Raw genomic sequence first — 12,539 nt, 5'->3', positions numbered from 1 at the left:
TAGCGACGAGAGAAGGTGCCCGGAGATGCCGGCAGTGAGTATGAGTGGTACGTGGCGGATCACGGTGGTGGGCAAGGAGTCCCTCTACGCGCAGCGGCTGGTGTTCTCCGGCGACGTCCAGAAGATCCTCGAACTGGAGGTCGGGACGTCGGCGTCCGCGAGCGGGCGGCGCTGGAGGCTGCGGTTCGAACACCACCGCGGGGACGGTGTCTGGCGGCCGAACGTCTCGGTGGAGGCGGGTGCCATCGTCCGGTGCGGCAACGAATTCCAGCGGTTGATCGCGACGAAGGACGTGTACTGGACCGGCGACCGCGGACACGACGACCTGAAGCTGCTGCTCACCCGGCCGGCGTCGGCGGGTGCTCCGGATGAGGGAGTGGGCGGGGCGCCCTTTGCCGTCGACGTCAACCTGTACGGGCTGCCGGACATGCCGGTGCTCCCGACGATGGACGGCGCGGATGCGACGCCGGAGCGGCTGCGGTCATATGTTCGGCCGCGGTCGGCGGGAACTCCCCTGCGGAGACGGTCGTTCTGATCGCCGCGGGCCCCGGCTCGCCCCACCCGGCAGACGGCGTCGCCTGATTCTCGCGGTGCGGAAAGTACCGATCCCGGCACCGGTCAACCCTTTCCGGCTCGCAGCCGTGTAGTGGATGTGAGCACCAGACCTTTCCGGCGGCCGGCCCGCCGCAACGGACCCGAGCTGCCGCACGGCGAGATCACCCTGCAGGAGCCGCCGGTCGTCCCGGAGGTTCAGCCCGCCGGATTCCGCTCGCTCGGGATGGTCCTGCCGAGCCTGCTGATGACCGGCGGGTTCATGTTCATGATGATGAGCAACTCGCTCAGAGGCCCGATGGGCATGGTCATGCTGGTCATGATGGGCGGCGGCATGCTGGCCATGGCCGTGTTCCAGATGACGATGACCGGCGGCAACCGCAAGCAGCAGATCAACGGCGACCGGCGTGACTACTTCCGCTACCTGTCCCAGACCAGGGCGCAGGTCCGCCAGTACGCGGCGGAACAGCGGGACGCGCTGGCCTGGCGGCACCCCGACCCGGAGTCGCTGTGGTCGCTGGCGATGACCAGCCGGCTGTGGGAGCGCCGACCGACGCATCCGGACTTCGGCGAGATCCGGGTCGGTACCGGCGCCCAGCGGCTCGCGGTGCGGATGACCCCGCTGGACACCAAGCCGGTGGAGGACCTGGAACCGGTGTGCGCCAAGGCGTTGCGCCGGTTCATCAAGGCCTACACGACCGTGCCCGACCAGCCCGTCGCGCTGTGCCTGCCCGGCTTCGCGCACGTGCGGATCAGTGGCGACCGGGATGTGGCGCGGGGCATGGTGCGCGCCATGCTCGCCCAGTTGGCCACCTTCCACGCCCCGGACGAGCTGCGGCTGGCCCTCTGCGTCGGCGCCGAGCAGGCCGAGCAGTGGGAGTGGGCCAAGTGGCTGCCGCACGCCAAGCACGCCACCGACGTCGACGTGGCCGGGCCGGTACGCCTGTTCGGCCCCACGCTGGAGGAGGTGGAGCGGCTGCTGGGCGCGGAGTTCGCGGGCCGTTCCCGGTACGACGACGACGCCCAGCCCTCCCGCGAGGAACCGTTCGTCGTGGTGGTCTGCGACGGCGGCGTCATCCCGCCGGGCGCCCGGCTGACCGTCTCCGGGTACCGCAACGCCGTCCTCGTCGACTTCGACGGCCGTGGCACCGCCGACGGGGAGAACGTGCTCAACCTGGAGGTGTCCGCGACCGACGTGGACATGATCGAGAAGGATCACGTGGGCCGGGAGGTGCGTACCCGGCTCGCCGCACCCGACCACCTGGACCTGCCCCGGCTGCGGACGCTGGCCCGGATCATGGCCCGGCACGCCACCAAGGTCACCGGCGAGCAGCCGGCCAGCGGGCTCAGCGCCGTCCTCGACCTGCCGGACCTGCTGGACATCCCCGATCTGGACACCTTCGACCCGCGTGCCCGGTGGGAGGCACGCTCGCCCGCCGACCGGCTGCGGGTGCCCATCGGGGTGGCCGCCGACGGCTCCCCGATCGAGCTGGACATCAAGGAGTCCGCCGAGGGCGGGATGGGGCCGCACGGCATGCTCATCGGCGCCACCGGGTCGGGTAAGAGCGAGTTGCTGCGCACCCTGGTCCTGGCCCTGGCGGCCACGCACTCCTCGGAGACCCTCAACTTCGTGCTGGTGGACTTCAAGGGCGGCGCCACCTTCGTCGGGCTGGACCGGCTGCCGCACGTCTCCGCGCTCATCACCAACCTGGCCGACGAGGCCGCGCTTGTCGACCGGATGCAGACCACCCTCCAGGGGGAACTGGTACGCCGGCAGGAACTGCTGCGCAGCGCCGGCAACTTCACCTCGGCGCGCGACTACGAGAAGGCCCGCGCCCAGGGCGCCGAACTCGACCCGCTGCCCACCCTGTTCGTGGTGGTGGACGAGTTCAGCGAGCTGATCGCGGCCAACCCCGAGTTCATCCAGCTGTTCGTGATGATCGGCCGGCTCGGCCGTTCACTCGCGGTGCACCTGCTGCTGGCCTCGCAGCGCCTGGAGGACGGGCGCATCCACCAGCTCGAGGGCCACCTGTCGTACCGCATCGGGCTGCGTACCTTCTCCGCGATGGAGTCGCGGGCCGTCATCGGCGTACCAGACGCGTACGAGCTGCCGGGCGATCCGGGCAACGGATACCTCCGCTCCAGTGTCACCAGCATCACCCGGTTCCGGGCCGCGTACGTGTCCGGCCCGCACCGGGTGCGCAGCACCGGGCTGCGCCGCGAGGTGATCGCCAGCCAGGTGGTCGCGTTCACCGCCGGGGCCGCCGCGCCCGCCGTCCCCGCGCCGCGCCCGCCCTCGGACCCGGCACCGGACGAGTCGACCGACACCGGCAGCACGGTGCTGCACGCGCTGGTGGACCGGCTGGTCGACCAGGGTCCGCCGGCGCACCAGGTGTGGATGTCGCCGCTGGAGGACGCGCCGACCCTGGACGACGTGCTGCCGCCGCTGCTGCCCGACCCCGAGCACGGGCTGCGTCCGATCGACGCCGGCCAGCAGGGGTACCTGCGGGTGCCGGTCGGTCTCATCGACAAGCCGTTCGAGCAGATGCGCGATCTGCTCGTGGTGGACCTGGCCGGGGTCGGCGGGCACGTGGGCGTGGCCGGCGGACCGCAGAGCGGCAAGAGCACGCTGCTGCGGTCGCTGGTGTGCGGGCTGGCCCTGACCCACTCGCCGCGACAGGTGCAGTTCTACTGCCTCGACTTCGGCGGCGGTTCGCTGGCCGGGCTGACCGGCCTGCCCCACATCGGCGGGGTCGCCGGTCGGCACGAACCGGAGCGGGTGGGTCGCACGGTGGCCGAGGTCCGCTCGATCCTCGTCGAGCGGGAACGGCGCTGCGCGGATCTGGGCATCCACGGCCGGGACGCCTACCGGCAGGCGCAGGCCGACGGTCGCATCCCGGAGGACCGGTTCGGCGACGTGTTCCTGGTCGTGGACGGGTGGTTCGTGCTGCGCCAGGAGTTCGAGCCGGCCGAGGAGATGGCCCGGGACGTCGCGGCCCGTGGCCTGAACTACGGGGTCCACGTGATGATCACCATGGGCCGCTGGTCGGAGCTGCACATGTCGATGCGCGACAAGATCGGGACCCGCCTCGAACTGCGCCTGGGCGACCCGGTGGAGTCCGGGATCGACCTGCGCGCGGCGGCCCAGGTGCCCCGCCGGCCGGGGCACGGGCTGACCGACGCGAAGCTGCACTTCCTCGGCGCGCTGCCGCGCATCGACGGCGTCCAGTCGGCCGACGGGCTCGCCGCGGGCACCGAGCACCTGGTGTCCGCGGTGGCGGACAACTGGGCCGGGGAACGCGCCGCCGCGGTACGCACCCTGCCGGCCTCGCTGCCGATGGCCGAGCTGCCGGCACCGCAGGACACCCGCATCGCGCTCGGTGTGGACGAGGACCAGCTCGCGCCGGTGTGGCACGACTTCCGGGCGATGCCGCACCTGACCGTGCTGGGGGACACCGAGAGCGGCAAGACGAACCTGCTGCGTCTCATCGTCCACGCGATCGTCGCCAGCCACACCCCGGCCCAGGCGCGCATCATGGCCGTCGACTACCGGCGGCAGCTCTTCGACGACGTACCGGCCGCGTACCGGCTCGGCTACTCGGTCTCGGCGGACAGCACCCGGGACACCGCCGCCGAGGCGCTGGCCGGCCTCAGGGCACGGGTTCCCGGCCCCGACATCACCCCGGAGCAGCTACGCGCCCGCGACTGGTGGTCCGGCCCCGAACTGTACGTCCTGGTCGACGACTACGAACTGCTCGCCGGGCCCGACAACCCGTTGGCCCACCTGACCCCGTTGCTGCCCCAGGGCGGCGACATTGGTCTGCACGTGGTCGTCGCGCGGGCCGCGGCCGGGGCGATGCGGCTGTCGATGGACCCGCTGCTGCGGCGCATCCAGGAACTGAACACCCCGGACGTGGCGCTGTCCTGCCCGCCGACGGAAGGCCCGCTGCTGGGTAACACCAGGCCGCGTCCGCTGCCCCCGGGTCGGGCGCTGCTGTGCACCCGGCGCGGCAGCCGGCTGATCCAGACGGCACTGGTACCCGCGCCCGTGCCCACCGGAGCCGGCCAATGACCCGCACCGCCACCCGCCCGCGCCGTACCTCCGTCCCACCGGCCCGCACCGCCGAGCCGGTTGCGGCGGCCGGGCCGGTCGAGCCCGCCGGACACGCTGCGGCCTGCGCTGCGGCCGGGCCGGTCGGGCCCGCTGCGCGGTACGCGGCGGCCGAGGAACTGGCCCGGCGGCTGCGGGCCCTGGCCTGCCTGCCCGGACCGTCCGCCGCGCCGACCGCCTGGCCCTGCGACACCGGGCTGCTGGACTGGCTGCGCCGGATGACCTACCCCGCCCTGTACACCTGGGCGGCCGAGGAGAACCTGGCGCGCCGCTGGATCGGCGGCGACGTCTTCGGCTCCCGCCGGCTGTCGCCAGCACCGGAGTTCCTCGCTGGCACCGACGTACGCCGGCTCGCCCCGCACTTGGTCGCGCCGCTGTTGCGGCGGGTGAGCATGACGCGTCCGGCCCCCAGCGCCGCCGACCTGGAGCCCGCGGCCCTCGCTGCCGACGCCGGCCGGGTCAGCACGTTCCGGCGCGACGGGGCCGCCCGGCTCTGGGGCCAACCGGAGCACACGCCACCGCTTCCCGACACCACCGCCATCCCGCACGTCGTGCACGGCATCTGGCTCGGCCGGCCGCTGCCCGCGTCGAACGGCTTCTGGACCAACTACGGCGCGGCGGCCGACAGCTACGCCGGTCAGGTCGACTTCGTGCTGTGGACGGACATCCCACGGGCCCGCTTCGACGCGGCCCGCGCCACTCCGCCCGCCCCGGCCGGCCGACCCGATCCACTGGCCCCGGTACGCGCGCTGCTGACCTGGGCGAACACCCACGGCATCCACCTGGTGAGCGTGGCCGAGCTGTTCCACGCGAACGCGCCGATGACCCTGCACAGCCCGTACGCCCTGGAGCTGGGCCGGGGGCTGCCGCAGGGCTTTGCGGCGGCCAGCGACCACCTCCGGGTCGAGGTGGTGCACCGGTTCGGCGGCCTGTACGCCGACGGTGACCTGCACTTCCTCTCCGACGCCGCGCTCCCGCCGGACGAGCCGGCCGACAGCCCGGAGGGTCAGGGTGCCGGCAATCCGCCGGACCAGCGGGCCGAGGGCGGTGGGTACCGGCTGTTCCGTGGCCGGTGGCACGGGCAGCCGGAGGCCGACGGACCGGCCCGGTTGCCGGAGCTGTTCGACCGGGTCGCCGCGTCGACACACGGGTTCACGCTGCACGCGCTCACCGACGAGATCGTCCTCAACGATGTCGTCCTGGCCCCGGCGGGGCATCCCGCGCTGGCGTTGTGGCTGGAGGGCGCGCGGTACAACTACCTGCGCGACCCGCGCGACCTGTACGCCGCCGACACCCCCCAGCCGGCCGGGTCGGACGTGCCGGCCGGCTCGGATCCGCCGCCCCCGTCGGATTCGGGGGCCGGGTCCGACCCGCCGGTCGCGGGGGCGTCCGGGTGGCGGGGGGAGCCGGCCTCCTGGACCTGGGCGGTCACCGCCATGCGTACCGGGCGGGTGCACCACTGGCTACTGGCCCGGCTGGGCATCGGCGCGGCCGACCTGGTCAAGCCGGCGCCGGCGGTACGCGGGCACAGCGAGCTGAGCTGGCTGCCGCCGGTCGACGGCCAACCGCCGGTCGCCTGCCCTGACCCGGACCCGCTGCCGACCCTGGTCGCCTGCGTGGACCTGCTGCGCTGGCAGCACCTGTCACGCTCCGGGGACCTGTGCCTCACCGCGGTCGCTCCGTTGGTACGCGGGCTGCCCGAGCCGGACACCGCGTGGACCGCGTTGCTGCTCGCGTTCGGGCACCTCTCCACCGACCTCGGCCCGGTCACGTCGGTCACCGACCGGCGACGCAACCAGGACCGGACCCTCGACACGGTCGTGCTGCCACCCGAGGCGGAGGCGCTGCTGGACCGCACCGCGACACCGGCCACCTGGTTCGGTTCCGCCCGCTCCGGCGACGCTGGCGAAGCCGGACCGGAGGCCACCGCCGGGCGGGAGTACTGGTTCCTGGGCGAGCGCACGACCCCGGCCCGGCTGCTGCCCGCCGCCCAGCAGGTAGCAATCGGGGCGGACGAAAAACTTGTGAACTCCCGTGACCGTGCACACGTGTTCGGGATATGAGCGCCGAGCGCGGGGAACTCTGCCGACTGCTGGTCGTTGGACCGACCAGCCAGGTCGACGTGAGTCTGCCCACCCACATCCCGTTGGCCGACATGATGCCGGCCCTGCTGAGCGCCCTGGGCCCGGACCTCGCCGATCGTGGGCTGGAGCACAGCGGCTGGATCGTGCAGCGGCTGGGTGGACCGGCCTTCGACGAGTCGCGCACCGTCGGCGATCTCGACCTGCTCGACGGCGAGGTCGTGCACCTACGCCCGCGTACCGACCAGATCCCGCCGCTGGCCTACGACGACCTGGTCGACGGCGTGTCGGCCGGCATCCGCAAGCGGTCCGGGCTGTGGCGTCCGCAGACCACGCGGGTCACCGCCCTGCTGCTGTTGGCCGCCTGGCTGACCGCCTGGCTGGCCGCCGCGCGGATGTGGCCGGCCGCGTCCCGGAACCCGGCGCTGCTCGCGGCCATGGCGGGGATGTGCTTCGTCGCGGGCTTCGCGGTGGTGCGCAAGCTGGCCGACCGGGCCACCGCCGGAGTCCTGGGGGCCGCCTGTGTGGTCGGTACGGTGGTCGCCGCGCTGGAGGCGGTCGCCGGTGCCTCCGTACCCCGGTTGATCTTCTTGGGTGCCACCGCCGGCACCGTCGCCGCGTTGCTGGTGGCCGCGTTCGTCTTCCCGCGCACCGGCTGGCGGCAGGTCACCGTCGGCCTGCTGGCGGCCTGGCTGCTGGCCGTCGCCGCGCTCGCACTGCACACCAGGGCCACGCTGGACTGGACCACGATCGCCGCGATCACGGTCGTCGTCACCACGGCGCTGCGCCCGGCGGTACCGTCGGCCGCCTTCAAGCTCGCCGGGTTCGCCCTGCCGGAGATGCCCGTCGAACCGGCGGACCTGCAGAAGGACATCGACCCGGAACCGTCCGCTGAGGTGCTCACCCGGGCCGCCGCCGCCGACCAGTTCATGACCGCCCTGTACGCGGCGCTCGGACTGGTCTCCGGGGCCGCGATGGTGTGGCTGGCGGCGGCGCCCGGCTGGGCCGCACCGCTGGCCGCCTGGCTGACCGCCGTCGCGCAGATCCTGGTCACCCGCCCGATGACGAGCATCTGGCACCGGGTGGCGCTGGCCGGCCCGGCGTTGGTCGCCATCGCGACCTGGTGCCTGACCGCGCCCACGGACCGGAATCCGCTCGCCGCCCAACTGGCCGTCGGCTGCTGCCTGCTCCTGGCGGTGGCGTGCGGGGTGGCCGCGCGGATCCCGGTCGGCCGGCGGTTCAACCCGATCTGGGGCCGGATGGGCGACCTGGCGCACACCGCGATGGTCGCCGCCCTGGGGCCGACCGTCGTGGTCATCACCGGCCTGATCGACGTGGTCCGGGCGCGGGTGGGTTGACATGTCGTCGCGTCGTGACCAGGTGGACGCTCAGCGGTACATGATGACCCGGGTGACCGGTGCGCTGGTGCGGGCCGAGCCGGAGACCGCCGAGTCACCGACCCGCCGGGACCGCACCGGCACGATCGTCGGTCTGGTGCTCGGGATCCTGCTGCTGGGCGGGGTGGCGATCTGGGCGCTGATGCCGGGATCGGGCTCGACCAGTTGGCAGCAGCCGCGGATGCTGGTGGTGGACGCCTCGACCGGGGCGCGGTACGTGCTGGTCGACGGCCGACTGCGCCTGGTCAACGACGTGGCGACGGCCACCCTGCTGGCCGGCGGGCGACTCACCCCGGTCACCGTGTCCTCGTCCAAGCTCGCCAAGGTGCCGCAGGGCCCGGCGGTGGGTGTCCCGGCCGGGCCGCAGGTGCTGCCGGCGGCCAACCGGGTCAACCAGGGCGTGTGGCGGGCCTGCAGCCGGGACACCGGCCCGATCGTCCTGGACGTCGACGTGCCGGCGGCCCCCGGCCCGCTCGGTGACGGGCAGGCGCTGCCGGTCACCGCGGGCGGCAAGACCTACCTGCTGTGGGGCGGGCGGCGGCTGCTCCTTCCCCAGCCGTGGATGGCCGACGTGCTGGGGCTGGGGCTGCTCGCTCCGGTACCGGTGGCGACCGCATGGCTGGAGTCGATCCCGCTGGACGGCACGGTCGGCCCGCCGAAGGTGGCCCGGGCCGGCGGCGCCGGGCCGAGGGTGGCCGGCCGGCCGACGTCGATCGGCCAGCTGTTCGCCGTGGACATGGGCAACGGCACGGTCGGCCACTACCTGATGACCGCCGACGGGCTGGCCCCGCTGACCGAGACCGAGTACCGGCTGCAGCGGGCCACGCCGGGCGCGGCCCGGGAGACCGCCATCACCGCGGCCGATCTGGTCGCCGCCGGCCAGCGCAGCCCGGTGCGCCCGCTGACCACGCTGCCGGCCACCCCGCCGGCACCACCGTCCATGCCCGAGGACGCCGTGGTCTGCGTGGAGTACGCCGGGCAGGCCGACGAGAAACCCACCGTCGTCCTGGCCAGCGGGACCGGCATGCCGGCCGGCGGCAGCGGTGGGAAGACCACCGTGACGGTGCGGGTGCCGTCGGGCGGGGGAGCGCTGCTGATGCCCCCGGCGAACGCCGAGACCGACCGGTGGCGGCAGCAGGGTCTGCTGGTCAACGAGCGGGGGATCGCCTACCCGATCATGGGCGGCGACGTCACCACCCTGGGCTACTCACTCGACCAGGCGGTGGTCATGCCCACCGCGCTGGTCGCCATGCTGCCCCCCGGGCCGGCACTGGTCCGGCCGGAAGGGAGGTGAGGCCGCGGAAGTACCCGAACGTCCCGCCGTCGCGGCCCGGCCCACCGGGCGGATGCGGTAGACGCGCCACAACACACACCTTCCGACGACAGCGTCGGATGACAAACAAGGAGAGTCATGCCAACCCCCAACAACGGGATCGTCGCCGATCAAGCGACCATCTCCGGCATGGTCATGGCCTTCGCTCAGGCCCAGAGCGAGGCCAGGAACAGCCACATGAACGTCGTGGCCGCAAGCCAGGCGCTGGCCGCCTCGTGGTCGAGCGACATGGCCGGGCCGAAGTTCCAGCAGGCCGTCAACAACTGGCTGGCCGGCTTCCAGAAGGTCCAGCAGGGCCTGAACATGCTCAACCAGAACATGCAGCAGTACTCGCAACTGACCACCACGACCGAAGACGACAACGCCATGCGGGCCGGCGGCTGGGCCACAGCCTGACCGCTGAGCGTCCCACCCGCGAAACCCGGGCCGACAAAACCCGGACCGACGAACGTTAAGGAGGCCGAGGATGGCCAACTACAACATCAATCCCGCTGCGGTACATGCGGTCGCCGACACCATGACCAGGGAGACCCGCGAACTCGACGCATCGCTGGAAAATCTCCAGGCCCACGTAACGCGGTTCGCCGCAGCCAACAACGGCCAGGCGCCCGAAGCCTACAAGGCCGCTCAGCAGCTGTGGAACCAGGGTCAGCAGGAAATGAAAGCTGCCCTGGCAATGGGGCAGGTGCGCCTTGTGGAAATCACCCAGAACTATGTTCTGGGCGACAACCGTGGCGCGGCTATCTTCACTTAGGAGACCGCTGGCGCCGGTGTCCTGGACCAGTGCAGGTGATGCCGGTCCACCGGAACCGACGCGACGGATCACCTGCCTGATGGCAGCAACCAGCCGAACCTGACGCCGCACGAGGTCGGGACGGCAGTCCTGCCGAGCCGATACCGGGTCAGACGCACTGGTCCACCGCACCGCCGGGTGGACCAGTGCGTCTGGCCCACCGCTGTCCACGGACTCGCCCGGACTTCGGCTTTCGTCGGTTGAGGACAGCCGAGTCCCGCTGACCCGTCTTCACTCGAGAGGAACACACGATGAAGAACATCGTCATCAACGAGAGCTACCTGCGGAAGCTGCATGGCACCTACACCAAGCAGGTCGACGAGATCGATCTGATGTACGGCAAGGTCTACCCGTACGGCTCCCTGCCGGATTCCACCGTCGACATCACGAAGCCGTTCAAGCTGCGCCTCGGCGGGAAGGGCTTCACCGAGGCGGAGGATCTGACCGGAGCGATCGACGTCGTCCGGGCGGGCATTGCGGCGCGCTTCAAGGGCGCGCGGGGCGAGATCAACAACCTGGAGCACGGCATCAAGTTCCTGCTCGCCGACTCCGACGCCACCGAACAGGCGAGCACGCTGAGCGCCGAGCAGTTCGAGTACTTCATGCCCAAAACCGGGGGTTAGTCATGGCGAACACCGCGACGTTCGAGGATGCCCTGGCGAGCATTCTGGGGCTGGTGCTCGGCGGTGGAGAGGGCGGGGACAAGGCTTCCATCAACGACAGCTTCCGACCGCGGACCATCAAGGGTCCCGGTTACTGGTTGATCACCCAGACGAGCACGCTCAAGAAACTCACCCCCGGCGGGTGGATGCCGGAGTACAACAAGGACGCGGTCACCTTCTACCGGTGGAAGCAGAGCGGGGCGACGAAGCACATCACCCGGGTGACGGTGTGGGTGGGCGTGACCAGCAGGGACGACACCCAGAAGCAGGAGCGCAACACCACCGACCCGGGGAACTCGACCAACCCCGACGGCAACCCGGTCGTCGCGCTCGGCAACGCGTGGGAACGGATGATCGCCGACCTGCCCAAGGTGGCCGGGCCGAACACCGCGTTCGACCCGAACTCGATCGGGTCGGTCCGCGAGATCCTGGCCAACCTCACCACCCACGCGCTGGGGATCTCGAGCGAGTTGACCGACCAGGTCAAGTCGGTGAACGCCAAGAGCCCCGACTTCAAGGGCTCTGCCGAATCGGCCTGGCGGCACCGGGTGCAGGAGGCGAACAAGTACCTCGCCGACATCATGCCCCAGGCCAAGCAGTGGGACACCTCGCTGGCCCAGGTCGAGCAGGCCATGAAGGACTTCATCACGGCGGTGGCCGACACCTTCGAGAAGTGGTCCTCGATCCACCCGGCCGGCATCTGGCAGCACCCGTACCGGGTCATCGCCCAGATGTTCAACGAGAGCACCCTCCAGTACGGCGACCTGCACGACGGCCAGTCGAACGCCTGGGACCTGGGCCAGCAGTACGCCGACACCGGGGACCAGGCAGGATACGACCGCCAGGGAACCAAGTTCGGTGGCTCGGACGCGGGTACCGTCATGTGGACGCCGCCCGCGTGGGTGAAGTACCACTCGTTCGACGCCTTCAGCATCCCCGAGTGGAACAAGCTGGACCAGCACCTGCGCCAGATGTGGGCCGACAACGCCCTCAAGACCTTCGAGCCGGCGGTGCTCGCGGCGAAGAAGCTGGTGTCGGTGTTCGCCGACGCGCGCAACCCGATGAGCATCACCGACCCGAAGCCGGTACCACCGAATCCGATGCCCAACGACGTGGGCATGCCCAACGGCGCGTTCCCCAACAACCCGTTCGGGAACATGGGTAACCCCTTCGCCAACTGGGGCAACCCGTTCGCCAACTGGGGCAACCCGTTCGCGAACATGGGCAATCCGTTCCCGAACATGGGCAACCCCTACCCGAACATGGGCAATCCGTTCGCGAACGTGGGCAATCCCTTCGCGAACGTGGGAGCGAACTTCGGCAACCCGTTCCCCAATGGCGGCGGCTTGGGTAATCCGTTCGCCAACGGTGCCGGTGCCGGTGCTTTCTTCCCCACCAGCCTGATGCCCAATTCGGGCGCCGGTGGTGGTGCGGGTAATCCGTTCGCCAATGGCTTGGGTGCTTCCTTTGCCGGCGGTGGCGCGGGTAATCCGTTTGGTGGTGGTGGTGGTGCCGGCAGCGGCCTTCCCGCCGGCCTGATGCCCAATTCGGGCGCCGGTGGTGGTGCGGGTAATCCGTTCGCCAATGGCTTGGGTGCTTCCTTTGCCGGC

8 protein-coding genes and 1 pseudogene are annotated in these 12,539 nt (G+C 71.6%); all 9 read left to right on the top strand.

Features of this window, described 5'->3' with window-relative positions; all coding sequences use genetic code 11:
• Nucleotides 1-25: 25 nt before the first annotated feature.
• Complete coding sequence (locus ACLQ22_RS22355) at nucleotides 26-535, top strand: hypothetical protein (RefSeq protein ID WP_425694033.1); 510 nt, start codon at nucleotides 26-28, stop codon at nucleotides 533-535.
• A 117-nt stretch (nucleotides 536-652) separates the two neighbouring features.
• Nucleotides 653-4,624, top strand: a complete 3,972-nt coding sequence (eccCa, locus tag ACLQ22_RS22350; protein ID WP_425694032.1) for a type VII secretion protein EccCa — start codon at nucleotides 653-655, stop codon at nucleotides 4,622-4,624.
• Nucleotides 4,621-6,726 carry a hypothetical protein gene (locus ACLQ22_RS22345; protein ID WP_425694031.1) on the top strand — a complete coding sequence of 702 codons (2,106 nt, stop codon included), beginning with the start codon at nucleotides 4,621-4,623 and terminating at the stop codon, nucleotides 6,724-6,726. The genes eccCa and ACLQ22_RS22345 overlap by 4 nt, the downstream gene beginning before the upstream one ends.
• Entirely contained in the window at nucleotides 6,723-8,102 is a 1,380-nt protein-coding gene (eccD, locus tag ACLQ22_RS22340; protein WP_425694030.1) for a type VII secretion integral membrane protein EccD, read from the top strand. Before ACLQ22_RS22345 ends, eccD begins: the two co-directional genes overlap by 4 nt.
• A gap of 1 nt (nucleotide 8,103) precedes the next feature.
• Nucleotides 8,104-9,435, top strand: a complete 1,332-nt coding sequence (eccB, locus tag ACLQ22_RS22335; RefSeq protein ID WP_425694029.1) for a type VII secretion protein EccB — start codon at nucleotides 8,104-8,106, stop codon at nucleotides 9,433-9,435.
• A 117-nt stretch (nucleotides 9,436-9,552) separates the two neighbouring features.
• Nucleotides 9,553-9,870, top strand: coding sequence for a hypothetical protein (locus tag ACLQ22_RS22330; protein WP_425694028.1), 318 nt, complete (start codon nucleotides 9,553-9,555; stop codon nucleotides 9,868-9,870).
• A 70-nt stretch (nucleotides 9,871-9,940) separates the two neighbouring features.
• Nucleotides 9,941-10,228 (top strand): WXG100 family type VII secretion target, encoded by a 288-nt coding sequence (locus ACLQ22_RS22325; protein ID WP_425694027.1) that lies wholly within the window; start codon nucleotides 9,941-9,943, stop codon nucleotides 10,226-10,228.
• A 290-nt stretch (nucleotides 10,229-10,518) separates the two neighbouring features.
• On the top strand, nucleotides 10,519-10,890 hold the full coding sequence (locus ACLQ22_RS22320) for a hypothetical protein (RefSeq protein WP_425694026.1): 372 nt from the start codon (nucleotides 10,519-10,521) through the stop codon (nucleotides 10,888-10,890).
• A 2-nt stretch (nucleotides 10,891-10,892) separates the two neighbouring features.
• Nucleotides 10,893-12,539, top strand: a pseudogene (locus tag ACLQ22_RS22315) (hypothetical protein); the annotation flags it as partial.

This window comes from Micromonospora sp. DT178, from assembly GCF_049841695.1.
Lineage (GTDB): Bacteria > Actinomycetota > Actinomycetes > Mycobacteriales > Micromonosporaceae > Micromonospora.
Note: the sequence above shows the minus strand (reverse complement) of the source record. Positions and strands in the feature narration are given on the sequence as shown.